Consider the following 20450-nt stretch of genomic DNA (forward strand, 5'->3'; position numbering starts at 1 on the left):
AAGGTGATTGCGCGCTGAATGAAGCCTCCGGGCCCCTGAGGGGCCCGGCCAGCTATCTGGCCGGACAGCCGGCCGCTTCAACCCATCCCAAGCGTGGCGCAAGCGCGATCCAGACAGGGGAATGACCCATGCCTTCAGACCAACCGAGCCCCTCGCGGACCGCGGGAACGGGTGTTCCGCTTCACCTTCGCGGGCTCACGAAGAAATATCAGGATTTCGTTGGGGTCGATAACCTGAACCTCGACATCCAGGGAGGCGAACTGGTCGCACTCCTCGGCCCGTCCGGCTGCGGGAAAACCACCACACTGCGAATGGTGGCTGGCTTGATCCCAGTGACCTCCGGCGAGATTCTCGTGGGCGGAAGGGACGTGACCTCTACCCCCACCTATCAGCGCGACATGGGACTCGTCTTTCAGTCCTATGCCCTCTTCCCGCACATGACGATCGCCCAAAACGTCGCCTTCGGTCTTGAGATGCGCGGGATCGGCAAGGATGAAATCAAGGCACGGGTGCGGGACGCGCTTCGGATGGTCCATCTGGAAGGCAAGGAAGACCGCAAGCCCACGCAGCTTTCTGGCGGCCAGCAACAGCGTGTTGCCCTGGCACGTGCGCTGGTGGTGCGGCCCTCGATCCTGCTCCTGGATGAACCTCTCAGCAATCTTGATGCGAAACTGCGGGATGAAATGCGCCGGGAGATCCGCGAGATCCAGCAGAAGACCGGTATTACGGCGCTGTTTGTGACCCATGACCAGGTCGAAGCGCTCGCGATGTGCGACAAGATCGTGGTCATGCAGGCTGGCAAGCTGATGCAGGCCGGCACCCCACGCGAGATTTATGAAGCCCCGGCCAATCCCTTTGTCGCTTCCTTCGTCGGTCGTGCGAACCGCCTGACCGCGCCCTGGCTGTGAACCGGCGTGCAAAATTGACCCCGTAACGGGGTAATCGGCTTCCAAAAATGACCCCCCTTACGCTGATGGTCATGATGCCTCCGAGGCTATCGGGGGGCACAGTGTGGGATGCTGGTTGTGGAGACGATTGCGAAGATCCGCCGGGCGTATTTCCAGGACAAGAAGTCGATCAAGCATATCTGCCGAGAGCTGCGGGTATCGCGGAACACGGTTCGGAAGGTGATCCGGTCCGGCGCAACGGAGATGACTTACGAGCGAACCGTCCAACCGCAGCCGAAGATCGGTCCCTGGAAAGGCAAGCTCGACGAGATGCTGGCGGCGAATGCGCGCAAGCCGAAGCGCGAGCGGCTGACCCGCATCCGGATTTTCGAAGAGCTCAGGGCCCTCGGATATGACGGCGGCTACGACGCGGTCCGACGCTATGCGGCTTCGTGGTCGCAGGCGGAGCAGGAAGCGTCAGCCGCCGCCTATGTGCCACTGAGCTTCGATCCGGGTGAAGCCTACCAGTTCGACTGGAGTCACGAGGTCGTTCTGATCGACGGCGTGACCACCACGGTGAAGGTGGCTCACGTCCGGCTTTGTCATAGCCGGATGCTGTTCGTCCGGGCCTACCCGCGAGAGACGCAGGAAATGGTGTTCGATGCCCATGACAAGGCCTTTGCCTTCTTCGGCGGCGCCTGTGCGCGTGGGATCTACGACAACATGAAGACGGCGGTGGACACGATCTTCGTCGGCCGCGACCGCGCGTATAATCGCCGGTTCCAGCAGATGTGCGGACACTACCTTGTCGATCCCGTCGCCTGCACCCCCGCGTCCGGCTGGGAGAAGGGACAAGTAGAGAACCAGGTTGGCGTTGTCCGGCGGCGGTTCTTCGTGCCGCGGCCGCGCTTCAAGAGCTACGCGGAACTCAACGCCTGGCTTCAGGATCGCTGTATTGCCTGGGCCAAGGCCCATCCGCACCAGGAATTGCGTGATCGGACAATCTGGGACGTGTTCCAGGATGAGCGGGCGAGCCTGGTGCCCTACGTCGGCCCTTTCGACGGATTCCATGCCGTGCCGGCCTCGGTGTCCAAGACCTGCCTCGTTAGGTTCGACAAGAACCGCTACTCGGTCGATGGTCGCGCCGTCGGCCGTCCGGTCGAGATCCGCGCCTATGCCGAGCGGGTCGAGGTCTGGCAGGACGGCAAGATCGTCGGCCGGCACGACCGCGCCTTCGGGCGCGACAAGGCCATCTATGACCCGCTGCACTACATCCCGGTGCTGGCCCGCAAGCCCGGCGCCCTTCGAAACGGCGCTCCCTTCAAGGAATGGGAACTGCCGCCGGCGATACGACGCGTCCAGCGTAAGCTGGGGCGCGTGCCGAACGGTGACCGTCAGATGGTCCAGATCCTGAGCATGATCCCAACGGATGGACTGGAAGCCGTCGAGGCTGCCTGCGTCGAGGCCCTGACCGAAGGCGCCCCGGCGGCATCGGTCGTTCTGAACATCCTGGCCCGACATCGCGAGCCACCACCTCCGTTGACCATCGCCACGCCGGACGCGTTGCGCCTGACCTGCGAGCCCGTGGCCGACTGCAAACGCTACGACAGCCTCAGGAGACCCCGCCATGGAAAGATCACAGGTGCTGGACGCGATGGGCCAGTTGAAGCTCTACGGCATGAAGGCCGCCTACGATGAGATCATCGCCACGGCGGTGAAGCGACAGCACGAACCGCAGCAAATCGTGGGCGACCTGCTGAACGCCGAGATCAGCGAGAAACAAGCTCGCTCGATCAAATACCAGATGACCATCGCCAAGCTGCCCTTGGCCAAGGAAGTCGACGAGTTCAGCTTCGAAGACACGCCCGTAAACGAAACGCTGGTGCGCGATCTGGCCTCCGGAGAGTTCCTCGAGCATCAGCGTAACGTCGTCCTCATCGGCGGCACCGGGACCGGCAAATCCCACCTTGCCGTCAGCATCGCCCGGGCCTGCATCCGCCGTGGCAAGCGCGGCCGCTTCTTCAACGTCGTGGACCTGGTGAACAAGCTGGACGCCGAAGCCCGCGCCGACCGACAGGGACGCACTGCGGATCTCCTGTGCCGCCTCGACTTCCTGATCCTCGACGAGTTGGGATATCTGCCGTTCGCCCAGACGGGTGGCCAGCTCCTGTTCCACCTCATCAGTCGCCTTTACGAACGCACCTCGATCATCGTGACGACGAACCTCGACTTCGGCGAATGGCCGACCGTCTTCGGAGACGCGAAGATGACAACGGCGCTCCTCGACCGACTGACCCATCACTGTGACATCGTCGAGACCGGCAACGAGAGCTGGCGCTTCAAGACGCGGGAATGACCGAGACGCCGCTGGCCCGATCCGGTTGCGCTGTATGGAGGCTACACCGCATCGGGCCAGCTACCCGTGCTGACCAAGCGGGGTCATTATTGGGCGCCGAAAGGGGGTCAAAGTTGCGTGCCGATTGACAGCCACCCTCGCTGACTGTGCTTGAAACTTTGTGAACCGGCCCCGCCGTTTCGCAAAGCTCTGCGTCCGCTCCCGAACGGCGTGGAGGAACCGGCTGTCGTGGGTTGGAAGTGCCTGTCTACAAGACCTTCCCTTCCTGGTCGGAAGGGTTGTGCGAAAATCGGGGGAGTTCCCAGATTTCCAGTAACGCGTTGTAATAATTGATATTATTTTACATGAATGCGAAATGCGATAGAGTGCCGCCGCTTTCGGGCTGCAAACGAAGGGACAAAACCATGAAGAACTAATCCTGGAAAAACGAGCACCGGAATGCGCCAACATCCCGGTGCAATCGTTCAAGGCAGACCGTAGTCCACCAACTGATACTAGGTTCTCTAGCAGATTCCGCGGCCCGCCGCAAGGAATCTGCATGGACGGCGGCCCTCCTCCCCATATGCGCCTTCCGGCTCGGCAGAGCGCCTGGCCCGGCCTAATCCCTGAACGGGACCGGTTGGGAGCGGTCCCCTTATGCCCGCGCCCCGGAAAGCGGCTCCCGGACTCGGCCCTGGCCGGTCCGACGCGCGACCGCTTCTGCCCAGGCCGGGCGGGAACCGATATCCCGTGAGGAAACCCCAATGCACTATCCCATCGAAGAAAGCCCTGGCGGATTCACTACGCCTCTGCCCAGCTCCGCGCAGCGTTCCGTGACGCTCAGTTCCAAGGCCCATTTCTGCGGCCATCTCGTCATCGGCGACGGCTCCGGCCGCGGCACCGCTTCCGGCGCCGGCCCGGGTCGTGCAAGTCGAGAGCCATCTCGAACTCTGCTGGTGCCTTTGTCTGTCGCTCCGCCCCGACATCGCCGACCTGCGCGAACAGGTGGGTTTCGACTGGTTCGACGAGCATGGCGAATATCGCACCCATTACTTCGACCTGTTCATCACCAGAACGGACGGAACCCGGATCGCCTGCGCCATCCGTCCCGTCGCACGGACAGGCGGCCGCTTCGGCCGGCAGATGGCGCGGATCGCGGACCAGGCGCGCAGCAGCCGCTTCGCCGATGACGTCCGCCTGCTGACCGACGCGGATCTCGACCCGGTGGAGCTGCACAACGCCTGGCTCCTTCACGGCGTTCGCGCTGGTGATCCGCCGGCCGATGCCGCCGCTGCCCAGGTTCTGTCCGAGATGACCGGCACCGCCTCTCTTGCGGATCTCTCCGCCAGGACCGGCTGCGGTGCCGCGGGCTTCCGGGCCCTGCTGCGGCTTGTCCGCAGCGGTCAGCTTCGCCCCGTTCAGAATGAACGCATTACTCCGGCCACGTTGGCCTACAAGAGGAGCGACCTCTGATGCATATGCACAATCTCAGCTTTGATGCCGACCGCCACCATTATGCCTTCGGTAAATATGATCGCATCACCATCGAAGGTCAGACCTACAGGACCCTGCCCCATAGCCGGAACGAAGAAGGCTGGCTGCTGGAACTGGATGACGGTTCCGGCCGCTGCGGCAGCTTCACGCATCAGGAGCTGAGCCGCCTGGGGTCGATGAAGCGTATCCGGGTCGAGCATAATTTCCATGCCCCCGAGATCGCAAAGCGCCGTCTCCTCACCGGAGATGTGCTGATCTCGGAACTGGAGGCGAAATCGGCCGCTCGGCTGACGAAGAAGAACGCCTATATCGAAGCATTCCTGGAGATGGAGCGCGAGAAGCGCATCAACCGCACCGACGCGGCCATTCTGGCCAACCGGTTCGAGTTGCGTGGCCGCGCTATGGATTACGCGGCGCAGTTTCGGGGCGGCGAAAACGTCCAGCAATCGCAGGACTTCAACAAGGATCCGTCGCCCAGAACACTGCGCCGGTGGCACGCGGATCATCGGGCATCGGGGATTGGCGGCCTCGTCGATGCCATGAATCGGCGCGGGAACCGCAACCGCCTGATGGGTCCCGAACAGCTTGCCCTGATGATGCGCGAGGTCCGGCGCTATGCCAGCGAAGACCGGCCGAGCATGAAGACGATCCACGAAAACGTCAGCGTCGCCTTCGACGCTCGCAACGAGGCCCGGGTGGCGGAGGGGCTGCACCCCTTTCCCATTCCCAGTTACGAAACCGTGCGCCGGGCGATCCACATGCTCGATCCGTTCGAGGTCGCGGTCGCCCGTGACGGAATCGAGGAGGCGCGCAAGAAATTCATGCCGGTCGGCCAGGGTCTGCGGCTGACCCGGCCGCTCGAGCGGGTGGAAATCGATGAAAACATCATCGACATCATCTCGCTGACGGAATCCTGGGGGCTGCGTGAACTGCTGACCAAGGAGGAGCAGAAAATCCTCGGCCTGGATCGCAGCAAGGCGCGCTGGTTCGTGACCGTCGCCATCTGTGCCACGACGCGCTGCATCCTTGGCATGGCCTTTTCGCGTTCGGCCAAGGACAATGCCTCTCTGCAGGTGCTGCAGATGATCCTGCGCGACAAGGGCAAATGGGCTGATGCGGCCGGCTCCCTCGGCTCCTGGGACATGCATGGCACGCCTGCCCTGATCGTCACCGACAATGGCGCGGCCTTCAAGTCGGAGCGCTTCCGGGTGGCCTGCGCGGATCTGGGCATCACCACGCTGCGGGCGCCGGCGGGGTTGGCCCAGATGCGCGCCCGCAACGAGCGCTTCTTCGATAGCCTCAACACCGGCCTGCTGCCCCGCCTGCCGGGCCGCACCTTCGGCAGCATTCGCGAGAAGGGGAATGCAGATCCGGAGGGGCGCGCCGCGCTGACCTTCGATGATCTGGCTTTCTGCCTGGTGCGCTGGATCGTCGACATCTACCACAATACCCCGCATGCCGGTCTGGGTGGCGAAACCCCGCTTCATTGCTGGCGTCGCCTGACCGCCGAATGGGGTGTGCAGCCCCCGCCGGATATGGACACCCATCGCGCCATCTTCGGGGAGCGACTGCCGCGCAAGCTGTCCCGGGAGGGCGTGACCGTCCTGGGCCTGCGTTATCACTCCGAGGCGCTGGCACGACTGATGACCAACCGGGAAGAGCGCGATGTCGAGGTGCGCTGGCATCCCGACGATATCGGCACGGTGACCGTCTATGCCGGGCAGCAGAAATTCGAGGTCGGCACGGTCCTGCCCGGTTTCGACGGTGTGTCTGCCCGCCAGTGGGTCGCTGCAACCCGGGAACTGAAAGCCGCGAATGCGGGTCGCAAATCCTATGACCGCCAGATGATCCATGCCGCGATCACGGCGATCGAAGGGCGCAGCACCGCGGCGACGCGGATGGCCGGGCTGCTCGTCGACGAATGGACGCCCGAGCGGATCCGGGATTTGGAGGCCAGCCTCTATATCGGCTTCAATGCGGGCGGCGACAGACCGGCGCGGCCTGCGGCTGCTGATGGCCTTGGCCGTTCCATTCCGGACCCGGAAGCGCAGGCGCCGCGCCCGGCGACCTTGCCGGTGATGCCGGCCACTGATCCTGCCCCCACGCAACCAGACCTGCCCGACGCGGCCCCCGCAACGCAGCCCTGGTCCATCACGGAGTAACCCCATGCCCAATCCCACCGAGGCCGCCCGGATCCTTCAGAAACTGCGCAAACTCCGCGTCGATACGCCAAGGGACGCCGCATTCATCACCCATCTCAACCGGCTGCTCTGCCGGGATGAGGCGGGCAACCTGCTGCCCGAGCCGCAGCGCTTTTCCGCCGGGCGAGAGACCCGCGGTGTGATGGTGGTGGATGGCGCCGGTGGCGGCAAGACCACGCTGATCTCCCGCGCCCTGGAACGGCACCCGGTTCTGTCCGGAGCGACGGGGCGGCACTATCTCGATGCCAGCGTGCCCAGCCCTGCGACCTTCAAAAGCATGACCGGCGCGCTGTTGCAGCGCAGCGGCTACCCGGTGATCACCGCCAACCGCGAAGGCTGGGGCCTTTGGGAAACCCTCCGGGGTCGGCTCAAGGATCTGGGTATCGTTGTTCTCTGGATCGACGAGGCGCATGACCTGTTTTGCGCCGATCGCCACCTGATCCTGCGCGCCCTCAAATCCCTCATGCAGGGGGACGAGGCCGTCATCCCGATCCTGTCCGGCACCGAGAGGCTGCACGAGATCGTCCGTTCCGATCCGCAGGTCCAGCGTCGGCTTTCGACGCTGATCCTGCCGCCGGTCTCAGAAGTGACGGATGGGGCAAGCGTCGTTCGGGTGATCCGGGAATATTGCCGGATTGCGGGGCTTGAGCCGCCGCTTGACGCAGATCTGATCCCGCGCCTGTTCCATGGCGCGCGTTATCGCTTTGGCCGCTGCATCGAGACTCTGGTCGGCGCGATCGAATTTGCCCTGGAGGCGGGGGCATCCCGTCTGGACATCGCCCATTTTGCGGAATTCTGGGCGATGCAGGAGGGCTGCCCGCCCGGCGGGAATGTCTTCCTCGCCCCGGATTGGCCGCAGATCGACCCCGACCGGAACGAGGCCGACGATCCGCCTGCTCGCGCGCGGGCCCGGCGGCGGCGGGCCTGAGCATGGCCCGCCTTTTTCCCCTGCTGCCGTTCCGGGCGGACGAGACCCATTGGTCCTGGGCGGTCCGCATGGCCGCTTTCCATATCCGCGGCCCCATCGAGACCTTCCTGCGTGATCTCGGCCTTGATCCTTTTGTTCTGTCCATCGGCGATCCGGATGAGCTGAACCGCCTTTGCGCAACCGCCGGGCAGGATCCGGGACCGGTGCTGCGCAACACCCTGATGCGGCACACCAGCCGGAGCTGGCGGCTTGGTGAGGAGATCCTGATCGACAGCCTGCGCCCGCAGCAGGATCTGCGCTTTTGTCCGGCCTGTCTGGCCGAGGACGATGCGGTCGCCAAGGTGGCAGGTCAGAATATCGCCATCCACCGGCGCGAACGGCTGATCTGGCGGCTGAAGCCGATCCGTTCCTGTCCGACACATAGGCTGCCCCTGATCCGCCGGGACAGGCCTGACCATATGGTTGGGAAGGGCGTCTTCGCCGGCAGCGTGCCGGAAACCGCCACCATGCTGCGGGATCTTGCGGGCTGTGCCAAATCCTGTCCGGCTTCCCCGCTCCAGACCTATATCGCCAACCGGCTTGTAGGTATTCATGGCCCTGCATGGCTGGACAGCCTGCCGCTCGAACAAAGTATCCGGGTGACGGAGTTGTTGGGCACCGCTATGGAGTTCGGGCCATATGCCGCTTTCGACGACCTATCAGTCCAGGATCAGATGCTGCAACCACTTGTGGCTGGATCTACACCGCCAAAGGGGTGGCGGGAATCCGCGGCGCATTGCAGATCCTTCAGACCGGATTTGACCCCACGCCGATGCCGAGGCGGGGCAGCAAATGGGATGCCTTCGGCTCGTTGCTCGACGAACTCCACCATCCCGCACCGGGCAGCCCGTTCCGCAGAAGCTTCGAAGAGCATATCGAGAGCACGGCGGAATCCTGATCTGCTATCGGCAGGCCCAGTCCGGCCCTGCCCTCCATCAGATGCCAGACTTCGTCAGGCCGCCTCCGGGCGGCCTTTTTCTTTGGCCGTCACGCAACATTTCGATGGTCAATAATCGCGCGTAGAATGGTCAAAGCGGGAAAACAGGCATCCATGAGATAACGTAAAATCAATCAGTTACCACAATACGGAACCCTCTCAATGGCCATTATACGCGCGATTAATGTCCACTGTGCGGGCAAGGTTTCAACATAATCATTTTATTGCAAGGGTTTGCTTGGAATCCAGCGCATGGCGTTGACACCAGGCGCCGTGTCCTGGCGCCGGGATCCGGCAGGTTGACTTGGAAGGCCGCTGTCAAGGTTCTGGCAACTGCTGCGGGACGTGACGAGCATCCGCCCGACGCCATCGCTTCCGGGCCTGCGAAACCTCGTCGAAGCGCCGGGGAAGCGCCGCTTTTCCGAACGGCGGCGCTATGCCCGCAGGATACCATCATGCGACCCGATGCTGCTGTTCCCTGCCCTGACTCGGAGACTTGGATTTCCCCGCAAACTAGTGATTTTAAAAGATAACTTAAAAGACTCTCCGTCGCACAGCCGGGCCCAAGCACATGCGTCATGAAGGCGCCAGCTCTGCCGCTCTACGGTCCTGTTTCGCAACAACGACCGCCGCCCAAGGCCGGTCATGATCGGCCCCTGCCCCGCAAGCTTTGGCGACCGGATGATCTTGCCGAGGACGCCGTGCCGCCTGTCTTCCGTGACGCAGGGGGCGGCTCTTATCGGCCGCCGACGGCGATGTCGGGAAACAGCGGGCCGGCGGGAAGGTCGCATGCCTTCTGGGCCGGGGCATGGGTCCTGATAAAGCTCACGGCCTCGAAACGCCGCAATCCATGCCGAAACGCCGGTGATCGTCCGCAAGGACGATGCGTCCTGGCAATACCTTTTGCCTTCCCCTCCGGCCTCGCCGCGGTCCTGCCGCGGCCAGGGTTTCGAGGGCGGCCTGGACGCCGATCCCCTCGACGCGCATGCTCCATGCTCCATGCTCCATGCTCCATGCTCCATGCTCCATGCTCCATGCTCCATGCTCCATGCTCCATGCTCCATGCTCCATGCTCCATGCTACGGGCGGGGCGGCCGCGCGCCCGCACAGGTCACGGCCTGCTGGCCAGCAGGGACCGCAACTGCGTGGGAAACAGCTGCAGCAGCAGGGTCTCTGTCACCGCGTCCTCGGCTTTCGCGACAAAGACCCGCAGGTCGATGGGGCTGTCGTCGCGGGGCACCAGCTCCTCGGGCCCGCCGAAGCCAAGGTCGAACATGGCGCGCCAGGTCGGGCGGCCGACGACCGGATAGACCGCGTCGTTGGACACCACCCCGCGCGAGGCGGTGATGTTGAGATGCGGCTTGTCGCCGGGGGCCAGCGAATGGGGCGTGAAGTCGCAGACGATCTTCACCGTCTCCTGCGGGCGCGGCTGGCCGGGCACGCCGCCGGCACCGATGCGGACCGCGACGAACTGCCCGGTGCTGCCGGCCAGCGGGCTGTCCTCGAGCCAGGATAGCCGGTAGTCCAGCCGGTATTCGCCGCCGACCCTGGGCGGGGCGGCGGGCTGCCAGAAGGCCACGATATTGTCGTGGATCTCGTCATCGGTGCTGAGTTCGACCAGCGTGACCGTGCCCTCGCCCCAGTCGCCGCGGGGCGCGACCCAGGCGCTGGCGCGCTTTTCGTAAAAGACGCCGTCGTCCTGATATTGCTCGAAATTCCTTTCGCGCTGCATCAGCCCGAAACCCTTGACCGAGGGCGCGGTGAAGGTGTTCGCCATGGTATGGGGCGGGTTGTTCAGCGGCCGCCAGATGCGCTCGCCCGCATGGGTCAGGATCTCGAGCCCGTCCGAATCGTGGATCTCGGGCCGCCAGTCCGGCGCGATATGCGGCGTGTTCTTGCCGAACCAATACATCGAGGTCAGCGGCGCGATGCCCAGCCGCTCGACCCCCTCGCGCAGGAATATACGGGCGGTCACGTCCTGCTCGATGCCCTTGCCGCGGCGCGAGACGATGCGATAGGCGCCGGTCGCGCGCGGGCTGTCGAGCAGCGCATAGGTGGTCATGCCGCTGTCGGTTTCCGGCTCGAGCCAGAAATGGGTGAACAGCGGGAACTCCTCGGGCCCGTCGGGGATGGCGGTGTCGATCGCCAGGCCGCGGGCCGAAAGGCCGAACTGGCCGCTGTAGCCCGAGGTCCGCCAGTAGGAGGCGCCCAGGAACGCCATCCAGTCGCGCCCGGTCTGCGCATCCATGACGCTGAAGCCGGCGAAGCCGTCGGTCCGGGCCAGCCGCCGCGCCGGATTGTCGTCGGGGATGTCGAAGAGATCCAGCGAAAACGGGATCTCGCTTGCCATGCCGTCCCGGAGCGCATGGATGTGGACTGGCTGCTTGAAATAGCGGCCGGGAAAGAAGAACCGCACCCGCGAGGCGGCCGGCTCGTCGCCCCAGAGCGCTTGGTCCTGGCGAAAGCGGATCTCGTTGTGGCGGTCGTAATCCACCTGCTCGAGGATATCGGCCTCCTCGATCTCGGGCGGCTGGTAGGCGGCCTGCGCCAAGGCCCGCGCCCGCTCGGTCAGGATATCGAAGGAGAACGCCTCCGGCTCGGCATCGCCGGCGATGCCGTCCGCCGCGCGCGCGATCCGCGGCAGCAGGAAGAAGGCGCCGCCGCCCAGGGCGGCCTGCAGCACGGTGCGGCGAAAGAGTTTTTGCGAATGCATGATGCCCCAAGGATCAGGTGATTCAGTCGCTTGCCATCGGGGCCCAGCTGCGGCAGCATTTCAAGGCATCGATCCCGCATTGGCCGAGTCTTGCCGATCGGTGCCGCCGGGCAAGGCGCATTGCAGCCGGCCAGACGGCGCTCAGCCCCCGGCCCTCAGCCCCCCGCGGGCGGCCACATGCGCTGCCACACGCCGTCGCGCCGGATCAGCGCGTGCTGCAGCGCCGCGCCGACATGCACCGCCAGCACCGCGATCAAGAGCAGGGCCGCGATGAAATGCAGCCCCTGCACGGCGGCGGCCAGGGCTTCGGATTTCGGCAGCCAGGGCCCTGCCCCCATGGCGTCGAGCAATTCGATGGGAAAGCCGCCGGCCCGCACCCGGACGAAGCCGCTCAGCGGCATGACGACCAGCAGGACGTAAAGCGCCAGATGCGAGGCGGCCGCCGCCCGCCTCTGCCAGCCGGGCACCGAGGCCGGCAAGGGCGGCGGCGGATGCAGCCGGCGATAGACGATCCGCGCCAGGATCACCGGGATCAGCAGCGTGCCGGTGTTCTTGTGAAAGATGAACAGCGCGTCCTGCAAGCCGCGGTCCAGCCCCTCGCGCGTCATGGTCAGCCCCGCCGGGATCATCAGCAGCACGGCAAGCGCGACGATCCAGTGAAACAGGCGGGCGGGCGTTCTGTAACCCAAGGGGGGCTCGCGCATCGGCTGGCTCCTTTTCACTATCCTATCGCAAAACCCCGCCCCGCGCAAAGCCGTAGCATCTTGACGGAACCCACGCTTGGCGTAGCATTTTCCCATGACCGACCCCGATCACGGCCCGCTTGCGCAGCCGCCCCGCCCGGCGGCTGGAATACCGGCGCAGGTCGCCGCCGGCGCCGCGATGGGCGTTTTCGCGATGCAGGCGCTGCGGCTTGGCGGGATCGGCGGCGCGGCCGGGGGCTGGCTTGCCGCAAGCGCGCTTTATCTGGGCTGCTGCGCCATGATCCTGGCGCAGATGCGGCGCAGCTATCCGCATGACCGGATCGGCGGCTGCAACGCGGTGACGCTGCTGCGCGCGGCCATCACCTGCGCCTTGCTGGCGCCGCTTGCGGATGGCGTGGCGGCAGGATGGGCGGTCGCGGTCGCCGGGGGCCTGGCGCTGGTCCTCGACGGAGTCGATGGCTGGCTGGCGCGGCGGTCGGGGCTCGTCTCGGGCTTCGGGGCGCGTTTCGACATGGAGGTGGACGCGGCTTTCGCCCTGGCCCTGGCGCTGCATGCCTGGCTGGGCACCACGCTGGGGCCGGGGGTGCTGTTGCTGGGGGTGCTGCGCTATGGCTTCGTCGCCGCCGGCCTCGCCCTGCCCTGGCTGCGGGCCGAGCTGCCGCAGCGGCTGCGGCGCAAGGCGATCTGCGTGCTGCAGCTCGGCACGCTGATCCTGCTGCAAACGCCGCTGCCGAGCCATGCGCAGGCCGAGTTCCTGGCCTGGTTCGCCACGGCGGCGGTGGTGCTGTCCTTTGCGCTCGACATCCGCTGGCTGTGGCGGCGCCGGCCATGACCATGCGCAGGGCCTTGCCGCTGCTGCTGTCGGCGCTGGCGATCCAGCTGGCGCTGATCGTGCCGGGCGCCGCGATCCGCCCGACGCCCGAACTGCCTGCGCTGCTGCTTTTGCTGGTGCTGGGCGGCGGCGTGGCGCGCCTGCCGGTCGCGGCGGCGCTTACGCTGCTGGCGATGCAGAAGATTGCCGACCTTGCCATGGTCTCGGCGCTGGGGCGGCCCTTCAACGTCGCGGCGGACCTGCCGCTGCTGGACGCCGCGGTGCGGCTGACGGGCGGCACCTTCGGCCCGCTGGCGGGTCTCGGCCTCGTCCTGGCCGCTGCCCTTGCCGCATCGGGCATCGCCGCGGTGCTGTGGTGGGCGACGGGGCTCTGGGCCCGCCCCGTCGCGGGACAAGGCGCGCGCATCGCCCTTGTCGCGGCCATCGGGCTGGTCCTGCTGCCCGCCATGGCCCCAAGGCCGGAGAATGCGCGCTATGCGCTTGAACGCGCCCGGCTGGCCGCCGGCACCTTCGCCGCGCTGCGCGACTTCCGCGCGGCGGCGGCAAACGACCCGATGGCGGGCCGGCCGGGACTGCTGGGTGCCATCGACCGCGACGTGCTGGTGATCTTTGTCGAAAGCTATGGCCGCGCCAGTTTCGCGACCCCCTTCTACGCCGAAACCCATCTCGCCACCCTGCGCCGGGCCGAGGCCGATCTGGCGCGCGCCGGCCTTGCCATGCGCTCGGGGTATCTGGTTTCGCCCACGCAGGGCGGGCAAAGCTGGCTGGCGCATGCGACCTTCGCCTCGGGGCTTTGGGTGGGCGACCAGTCGCTTTACCAGGCCGCGCTGGCCAGCGGGCGGCAGGGGCTGTTCCACCACGCGCAGCGCGCCGGTTTTCGCACCGCGGCCGTCATGCCCGCCATCACCCGCCCCTGGCCCGAGGCGGCGCAGATGGGCTTCGACCGCATCCTGGCCGCATCGGACCTGGGCTATCGCGGGCTGCCCTTCAACTGGGTCACCATGCCCGACCAGTTCACCCTGGCCGCCGCCGACCGCCTGCTGCGCCATGATGGGGGCGACCCGCTTTTCGCCCAGGTGGCGCTGATTTCGTCCCATGCGCCCTGGGTGCCGGTGCCGCGGCTGATCGGCTGGGACGAGGTCGGGGACGGTTCCGCCTTCGCCGCCATGGCCGTCGCCGGGGAAAGCCCGCAAGAGGTCTGGCGCGACCGCGACAACATCCGCCGGCATTACCGCGACGCCATCGACTATGCCTTGCAGACCGTCATGGCCTATGCGCTGCGCCATGCGGGTGACGCGCCGCTGATCCTGGTGCTGGGCGACCACCAGGCCGCGCAACGCATCGCGCCGGACGGCGGGCGCGACGTGCCCATGCATGTGATCGGCCCCGCGGCGCTGGTCGAACGCAGCGCCGCATGGGGCTTTGCCCCCGGCCTGGTCCCTGGCGCGGACAGCCCCGCGATCCCGATGGACCGGATGCGCGACCTGATCCTGCAAGGCTTTGCCGCGCCGGATGCGGGGTCGAGGGAACGCCTCGCCCGCCACGGTCGTTCGTCCCCTGCCCCACCATGACCCGAACGGAGGTGCCCCGATGACCCATTCCCCGCCGACACGCCGCCGGATCCTGCAGACGGGGGCGGCGGGGCTGGCGCTCGGCCTCTCGGGCCTGCCGCACCGGGCGCGGGCGCAGGAGGCCGTGGCGCTGCAACTGTCCTGGCTGCATTCGGTGCAATTCGCCGGCAGCTACATCGCGCTGCAAAACGGCTGGTGGCGCGAGGCGGGGCTGGAGGTCTCGCTGCTGCAGGGCGGCCCGAACGCGCCGGTCGAGCCGCCGGTGGTGGCGGGCACGGCGCTGGTCGGCATCTCGGCCGCCGACTATGCCGCGGCGGCGGTGGCGCGGGGGGCGCCGTTCCGCATCATCGGCGTCGCCATGCAGAAGAACCCCTTCGCCATCGCCTCGCTGCCGGGCAATCCCGTGGAAACCCCTGCCGACCTGCCGGGGAAAAGCATTGGCATGGCCATCGCCAACACCCCCGTCCTGCAGGCGCTGTGCAAGCTGAACGACGTGGATTTCGACGCCATCCGTATCGTGCCCACGCAATATTCCGCCCAGCCGCTGATCGCGGCCGAGGTGGACTGCCTGCTCTGCTGGGAAACCGACCTGCCGGTCGCCATGGCGATCCAGGGCATCGAGGCCCGCACCATGCTGATGGCCGATCACGGCTATGCCCTGCATTCCCAGACCTATATCGCGACCGAGGACAGCCTGGCCGACCGCCGCGAGGCGCTGGTGGCGCTGATGGCCGGCGAGGCGCGGGGGTGGGAAGCGTGCCGCGCCGACAGCGATGCGGCGGCCGAACTGACCGTCGCCTTGTTCCCCGATGCCGGGCTGGACCTGCCCACGCAGAAATTGCAGGCGCGCCGGCAATTGCCGCTGATGTTCTCGGAGCTGACCGAGACGCACGGTTTCGGCTGGTGGAGCGACGAGGCGGTCGAGGCCAATATCCGCACCCTCTCGCTGCTGGGCCGCGAGGTGACGCCCGCGCTCTGGGACCGCTCGATCCTGGAGGCGGTCCATGCAGGATAGCAGCGCCGGGATCAGTTGCCGGGCGCTGACCAAGACCTGGCCCGGCGGCGTGCAGGCGGTTGCGGGCTTCGACGCCGATTTCGCCGCGGGCCAGACCACGGCGCTGATCGGCCCCTCGGGCTGCGGCAAGTCCACGCTGCTGCGGCTGGTCGCGGGGCTCGATCTGCCGGACGGCGGGCAGGTGCGCATCGGCGGGCTGGACCCGGCCCATCAGCGCCGGCGGGGCGCAATCTCGGTCGCCTTCCAGGATCCCTCGCTGCTGCCCTGGCTCAGCGCCGCGCAGAACGTGGCGCTGGCGCAAAAGCTCGCCCGCCAGCACGCCGATCCGGGCAAGGTCGCGCATCTGCTGCGACTGGTCGGGCTGGAGGGCTTTGCCGCCACCCGCCCGGCGGCGCTGTCGGGCGGCATGCGCCAGCGCGCCGCCATCGCCCGCGCGCTTGTCACCGCGCCGCAGGTGCTGCTGCTGGACGAACCTTTCGGCGCTGTCGATGAACTGACCCGCCGCCAGCTGGCGCAGGATCTGCCGCCGCTCTGGCAGGCGCAGGGCACCACCGCGCTGCTCGTCACCCATTCGCTGGCCGAAGCGGTGTGGCTCGCCGACCGCATCCTGGTCCTGTCACCCCGCCCGGCGCGGATCATCGCCGACATCGCCGTGCCGCTGCCCCGTCCGCGCCGTCCCGGACTGGCCGACAGCCCCGCCTTCCGCCGCATCGAGGCCGAGGCGCGGGCGGCGCTCTCTGCCCCCGCCGGCGCGGCCTGCCCATGAGGAATGCGCTGGCCGGGCTTATCCTGCTGCTTGCGCTGTGGCAGGCCGCGGCGCTGGCCCTGGCGGGCCGCTACTTGATCGCCGGCCCGGTCGAGGTCGCGCAATGGACCGCCGCCCATGCCGGGCTGCTGTCGCGGGCGCTGGCCGTGACCGGGACCAATGCGGCGGCGGGCTTCCTGCTGGGGAACCTGGCCGCGGTGGCGCTGGCGGGTGTGGCACTGCTCTGGCCCCGGCTGACCGGGCTGGTCTCGGGGCTGGCGCTGGTGGTCTTTTGCCTGCCGCTGGTGGCGACCGGGCCGATCCTGCGGGTGATGATGGGGCCGGGCGAAGGCCCGCAGATCGCGCTGGCGGCGCTGGCAGTCTATTACACCACGCTGATCCCGCTGCTGGCCGGCCTGCGCGCCGTGCCCGCCGCCTGGCTGGACCTGGTCCATGTCTATGGCCGCGGCCGCCTGGCCGAGCTGCGCCATGTCCGGCTGCGCGCCGCCCTGCCCTATCTGGTCGCCGGGCTGCAGATCTCGGCCCCCGCCGCCTTCCTCGGCGCGCTGGTGGGCGAGTTCACCGGGGCCGAGCGCGGGATGGGCGTGCTGACCATCCGCTTCACCCGCGCGCTGGACGTGCCCGCGCTCTGGAGTATCGCCGCGCTGGCCGCCGCCGTCGCGGTCGCGGCCTATGCGCTGATCGGCGCGGCGGCGCGCCGCTTCCTGGATGGATCGCCGCCCGTGCTGCTGGCCCCGCCGGGCGCCGCGCCCGGCTCGCGCCGCGCGGCACTGGTCTCGACGCTCGCGGTGGTCGCGACCGTGCTTGCCGCGTGGTGGGCGGGGCTGCGGCTGGCCGGGCTCAGCCCGTTCTTCGCCAAGCGGCCGGGCGACGTGCTGGCGGCGCTGGCCTGGGCCCCGGATGCCGCCCAGACCCGGCAGACCCTGGCCGGCGCGCTGGCGCAGACCGGCGCCCATGTGCTGCCGGGCTATGCGGCAGGGCTGGCGGCGGGCGCGGGCCTCGCCGTCCTGCTGGCGCTGCTGCCCGCGCTCTCGGCACTCGTTACCCCGCTTGCCATCGCGCTGCGCGCCATTCCCATCGTGACCACGGCACCGCTGATCGTGCTGCTGGTCGGGCGCGGCGCGGCGGGGGTGGTGGTGCTGGTCGCGGTCATGGTGTTCTTTCCGACCTTCGTCGCCTGCCAGCACGGGCTGCGGCAGGCGCCGGGCCAGATCCTCGACGTGTTCCACACCTATGCCGCCGGCCGCTGGCGGCAGATGGTCCATGTCCGCATCCCGGCCATGCTGCCCGCGCTTTTCGCCTCGGCGCGGATGAGCGTGCCGGCCGCGGTGCTGGCCGTCACCGTGGTCGAGTGGCTGGCGACGGGCGGCGGCATCGGCGGGCTGATGGCGCTGTCGGCCTCGGTCTCGGATTACGACATGCTCTGGTCCTCGGTGGTGCTGGTCACGCTGCTCTCATGGCTGGGCCATGCAGGCGTCGGCGCGGCCGAGCGCCGCGTGCTGGCCCGCTATGCCCCCGAACAGGTGCGCCCATGACCCCACCCTGCGACGCCGCCTTCGCCATCCCCGGCGACATCGCCACGCTGACCGGCGGCTATATCTATGAACGCCGGCTGCTGGAGGGGCTGCGCGCCCTGGGCCACGACGTCCGCCACCTGCAGCTGCCCGCCAGCTTCCCCGACCCCGCCCCGTCCGAGATGGCGGCGGCCGTCGCGGCGCTGGTGGCCGAGGACCGCCCGCTGATCGTCGACGGGCTGGTCTTCGGCGCCATCGACACCGCCGGCCTCGCCCAGGTCCGCGCGCCCATCGTGGCGATGATCCATCACCCGCTGGCGATGGAGACCGGCCTAGATCCTGCGCGGCGCGCGCATCTCTACCGGACCGAGCGCGACAACCTGCGGCTTGCGCGCCACGTGCTGGTTCCCAGCCCCCATACGCGCGCGCTGCTGACCGAACGCTACGGCGTGCCGCCCGACCGCATCACCATCGCCCGGCCGGGGGTCGAGCGGCCATGGCTCGTCCCCGCGCCCCTGACCCCGCCGCTGATCCTGTCGGTGGGCATCCTGCATCCGCGCAAGGGCCATGACGTGCTGATCAAGGCATTGGCAGAGCTGGCAGATATGGACTGGCAGGCGGTGATCGTCGGCAATCCCTGGGACCGCGCCCATGCCGCCGCGCTGGCCCGGCAACTGGCCGAAAGCCCGGTTTCGGATCGGGTGGTGCTGGCGGGGCGGGTGGATGCCGAGCGGCTGGAACAGCTTTACGCAAGCGCCTCGATCTTCGCGCTGGCGACGCGATACGAGGGGCACGGGCTGGTCTTCGACGAGGCGCTGGCGCATGGCCTGCCGATCGTCGGCTGCGCGACGGGCGCCGTCCCCGATACCGTGCCCGCGGCCGCCGGGCTGCTGGTGCCGCCCGACGACCCGCCGGCCTTTGCGGCCGCGCTGCGCCGGCTGCTGGGCGAGGCGCCCCTGCACGCGCAGCTGCGCGACGCCGCGCGCCGGGCCGGCGACGCCTTGCCCGGCTGGCGGGAAACCGCAGCCGTTGCCAGCCGGGTCCTGGAGCGCTGCGCCCTGCCGCGATACAGGGCAATCAGGTCCGCCGGCGATCGCGATTGACGCAAGGCGCCCAAAGCTGACCTTGCGGACCCGACGGCCAGTTCAGGAACCGCGGCTTAGTCCGCCCAAGCGGAAACGACAGCCGTCGCATCAAGACCCCGCCCCCGGCCCCCGAAAGGAAGGCCCGCAATGGCGCCGGATGGAAAGCCATGCCGGCTTTGTCTGCACCGCCCCTCTGGCCGGCGCGCGGGCTTGATCGGATACAGGCAAACCTCAGTCCACGCCGGCCCGAGTCCGCTGCCGGGCGCGGAGCAGGCTGCGCATCGGAACCTCGAAATGGCGGTAGACCAGCGCCGAAAGCCCCAGCGTGACCAGCAGGGTTGCCGGCACGAACAAGGCCTGCCGGAGCGTGTCGGGCAGGAATCCAGCCAGCTTCGGCCAGGCAAGGTAGCCCGCGCTGATGACCGGGACATGCAGCATGTAGATGGTATAGGAGATGTCCCCGAGCCAGACCGGCGCGCGGGCGGACAGCAGGCGGCCCAGAACGCCCCGGTCCTCCCAGGTGGACAGGATGCAGATGGCAAAGAGCGGCACCATCCAGAGCAGTTCGAGACGGGCATGCATCATGCCTGCCAGCGCAACGACGCAAGACAGCTGAATCAGCGACAGCGCCCTGTCCGACAATCCGGTCCAGGAATGACGATAGTGGCACAGGGCATATCCAAGCAGGAACCCCGGCACCGCCCGCAGCAGGGCAATGCGTTCCCAGCGCAGCCCGTAATGCTGCATCAGGATCTCATGCGCCGCGAGCCCCGCTATCGCCAGCACGACGAAGACCTCGGGCCCAGGGCGCAGGCGCATGAGCAGGCCGCAACCCAGAAGCGGAAACAGCAGATAGGCGGCGAACTCGCCACTGATCGACCAGCTTGGAAAATTCAGGGAGAACTGGTCCTGGAACCCCCAGGCCTGCACCAACGCTACCGTTCGCAACGCTTCCTGCGAAAGCTCGGCCGAAAAGGGACCGCCATAGAGCACCAGCAGGGACATCCACGCCAGCGTCAGCAGATGAAGCGGATAGATCCGTGCGAACCGGCTTTGCAGGAAATCGCGCGGACTGAAACGGCTGTCGAAACCGTCGGCGGCATAGACGAGTGTCATCACGAAGCCGCTCAGCATGAAGAACAGGTCGACCATATGCGTCGCGCTCATCACGAAGCCGGTTCTGCCGTCGATGGCCGCGCCCCAGGGAAAGGCGTGGCGATAGTGATAGAGAACCACCAGCAACGCGGCTATTCCGCGCAGCGCCGTATGGGATCGGATATGTCGGCGATGCATCATCGGGCCTGGACTTCGGGTGACGGAGAGGATTCTGAGCCGGGGGCATGCCCACCGTAAGGTCGTGTCGAATGCGGCGGCAATTCCCCCAGATTGGTTCCGGGTCGAGCGGTGAGGCCAAGTTTGGCAAACTTTA

The 20450-nt window shown here is 67.6% G+C and carries 16 protein-coding genes; 13 read left to right on the forward strand and 3 right to left on the reverse strand.

Annotation, left to right across the window (positions count from 1 at the left end):
- Nucleotides 1-128 precede the first annotated feature (128 nt).
- The 7 genes from E3U26_RS02425 (at nt 129) to E3U26_RS02455 (ending at nt 8897) form a co-directional block, all read left to right on the forward strand.
- The gene (locus E3U26_RS02425; RefSeq protein WP_499105341.1) at nt 129-908 is read left to right on the forward strand and encodes an ABC transporter ATP-binding protein; all 780 of its coding nucleotides are present in this window, start codon (nt 129-131) and stop codon (nt 906-908) included.
- Nucleotides 909-1016: 108 nt separating this feature from the next.
- Nucleotides 1017-2585 (forward strand): IS21 family transposase, encoded by a 1569-nt coding sequence (istA, locus tag E3U26_RS02430; protein ID WP_028717560.1) that lies wholly within the window; start codon nt 1017-1019, stop codon nt 2583-2585.
- A complete protein-coding gene (gene istB, locus E3U26_RS02435) occupies nt 2515-3243 on the forward strand; it encodes an IS21-like element ISPkr1 family helper ATPase IstB (protein ID WP_024843951.1) in 729 nt (242 codons plus the stop codon). The genes istA and istB overlap by 71 nt, the downstream gene beginning before the upstream one ends.
- A gap of 903 nt (nt 3244-4146) precedes the next feature.
- Nucleotides 4147-4695: a hypothetical protein gene (locus tag E3U26_RS02440; protein WP_114535528.1), complete on the forward strand. Its 549-nt coding sequence runs from the start codon at nt 4147-4149 to the stop codon at nt 4693-4695.
- Nucleotides 4695-6878 (forward strand): transposase, encoded by a 2184-nt coding sequence (locus tag E3U26_RS02445; protein ID WP_499105343.1) that lies wholly within the window; start codon nt 4695-4697, stop codon nt 6876-6878. The genes E3U26_RS02440 and E3U26_RS02445 overlap by 1 nt, the downstream gene beginning before the upstream one ends.
- A 4-nt stretch (nt 6879-6882) precedes the next feature.
- A complete protein-coding gene (locus E3U26_RS02450) occupies nt 6883-7845 on the forward strand; it encodes a P-loop NTPase family protein (protein WP_499105344.1) in 963 nt (320 codons plus the stop codon).
- A gap of 2 nt (nt 7846-7847) precedes the next feature.
- Entirely contained in the window at nt 7848-8897 is a 1050-nt protein-coding gene (locus E3U26_RS02455) for a TniQ family protein (RefSeq protein WP_499105345.1), read from the forward strand.
- A 1035-nt stretch (nt 8898-9932) separates the two neighbouring features.
- Here E3U26_RS02455 and E3U26_RS02460 read toward each other — a convergent pair.
- On the reverse strand, nt 9933-11534 hold the full coding sequence (locus E3U26_RS02460; protein ID WP_499105346.1) for an OpgD/OpgG family glucan biosynthesis protein: 1602 nt from the start codon (nt 11532-11534) through the stop codon (nt 9933-9935).
- 155 nt (nt 11535-11689) lie between these two features.
- Entirely contained in the window at nt 11690-12238 is a 549-nt protein-coding gene (locus tag E3U26_RS02465; protein ID WP_499105348.1) for a cytochrome b, read from the reverse strand.
- A gap of 94 nt (nt 12239-12332) precedes the next feature.
- Here E3U26_RS02465 and E3U26_RS02470 point away from each other — a divergent pair, with 94 nt between their 5' ends.
- The 6 genes from E3U26_RS02470 to E3U26_RS02495 are packed head-to-tail and all read left to right on the forward strand — an operon-like array spanning nt 12333 to nt 19039.
- On the forward strand, nt 12333-13070 hold the full coding sequence (locus tag E3U26_RS02470) for a CDP-alcohol phosphatidyltransferase family protein (RefSeq protein WP_499105350.1): 738 nt from the start codon (nt 12333-12335) through the stop codon (nt 13068-13070).
- Nucleotides 13067-14641 carry an alkaline phosphatase family protein gene (locus E3U26_RS02475; RefSeq protein WP_499105351.1) on the forward strand — a complete coding sequence of 525 codons (1575 nt, stop codon included), beginning with the start codon at nt 13067-13069 and terminating at the stop codon, nt 14639-14641. Before E3U26_RS02470 ends, E3U26_RS02475 begins: the two co-directional genes overlap by 4 nt.
- Before the next feature lie 19 nt (nt 14642-14660).
- Nucleotides 14661-15656 (forward strand): ABC transporter substrate-binding protein, encoded by a 996-nt coding sequence (locus E3U26_RS02480; RefSeq protein WP_499105353.1) that lies wholly within the window; start codon nt 14661-14663, stop codon nt 15654-15656.
- Complete coding sequence (locus E3U26_RS02485) at nt 15646-16422, forward strand: ABC transporter ATP-binding protein (protein ID WP_499105354.1); 777 nt, start codon at nt 15646-15648, stop codon at nt 16420-16422. Before E3U26_RS02480 ends, E3U26_RS02485 begins: the two co-directional genes overlap by 11 nt.
- A complete protein-coding gene (locus E3U26_RS02490) occupies nt 16419-17957 on the forward strand; it encodes an ABC transporter permease (protein WP_499105356.1) in 1539 nt (512 codons plus the stop codon). Before E3U26_RS02485 ends, E3U26_RS02490 begins: the two co-directional genes overlap by 4 nt.
- Nucleotides 17954-19039, forward strand: coding sequence for a glycosyltransferase family 4 protein (locus E3U26_RS02495; protein ID WP_499105357.1), 1086 nt, complete (start codon nt 17954-17956; stop codon nt 19037-19039). Before E3U26_RS02490 ends, E3U26_RS02495 begins: the two co-directional genes overlap by 4 nt.
- Nucleotides 19040-19252: 213 nt before the next feature.
- Here E3U26_RS02495 and E3U26_RS02500 read toward each other — a convergent pair whose 3' ends face one another.
- Nucleotides 19253-20257, reverse strand: a complete 1005-nt coding sequence (locus tag E3U26_RS02500; RefSeq protein ID WP_244295346.1) for an acyltransferase family protein — start codon at nt 20255-20257, stop codon at nt 19253-19255.
- Between the last annotated feature and the right edge of the window lie 193 nt (nt 20258-20450).

The organism is Paracoccus ferrooxidans (assembly GCF_029909815.1).
GTDB classification, from domain to species: Bacteria; Pseudomonadota; Alphaproteobacteria; order Rhodobacterales; family Rhodobacteraceae; genus Paracoccus; species Paracoccus versutus.

Coding starts and splice junctions, on each gene's coding strand:
- istA (WP_028717560.1), top strand. CDS start 1,017: ATGCTGGTTGTGGAGACGATTGCGAAGATCCGCCGGGCGTATTTCCAG.
- E3U26_RS02460 (WP_499105346.1), bottom strand. CDS start 11,534: ATGCATTCGCAAAAACTCTTTCGCCGCACCGTGCTGCAGGCCGCCCTG.
- E3U26_RS02425 (WP_499105341.1), top strand. CDS start 129: ATGCCTTCAGACCAACCGAGCCCCTCGCGGACCGCGGGAACGGGTGTT.
- E3U26_RS02485 (WP_499105354.1), top strand. CDS start 15,646: ATGCAGGATAGCAGCGCCGGGATCAGTTGCCGGGCGCTGACCAAGACC.
- E3U26_RS02495 (WP_499105357.1), top strand. CDS start 17,954: ATGACCCCACCCTGCGACGCCGCCTTCGCCATCCCCGGCGACATCGCC.
- E3U26_RS02465 (WP_499105348.1), bottom strand. CDS start 12,238: ATGCGCGAGCCCCCCTTGGGTTACAGAACGCCCGCCCGCCTGTTTCAC.
- istB (WP_024843951.1), top strand. CDS start 2,515: ATGGAAAGATCACAGGTGCTGGACGCGATGGGCCAGTTGAAGCTCTAC.
- E3U26_RS02445 (WP_499105343.1), top strand. CDS start 4,695: ATGCATATGCACAATCTCAGCTTTGATGCCGACCGCCACCATTATGCC.
- E3U26_RS02470 (WP_499105350.1), top strand. CDS start 12,333: ATGACCGACCCCGATCACGGCCCGCTTGCGCAGCCGCCCCGCCCGGCG.
- E3U26_RS02480 (WP_499105353.1), top strand. CDS start 14,661: ATGACCCATTCCCCGCCGACACGCCGCCGGATCCTGCAGACGGGGGCG.
- E3U26_RS02450 (WP_499105344.1), top strand. CDS start 6,883: ATGCCCAATCCCACCGAGGCCGCCCGGATCCTTCAGAAACTGCGCAAA.
- E3U26_RS02475 (WP_499105351.1), top strand. CDS start 13,067: ATGACCATGCGCAGGGCCTTGCCGCTGCTGCTGTCGGCGCTGGCGATC.
- E3U26_RS02455 (WP_499105345.1), top strand. CDS start 7,848: ATGGCCCGCCTTTTTCCCCTGCTGCCGTTCCGGGCGGACGAGACCCAT.
- E3U26_RS02490 (WP_499105356.1), top strand. CDS start 16,419: ATGAGGAATGCGCTGGCCGGGCTTATCCTGCTGCTTGCGCTGTGGCAG.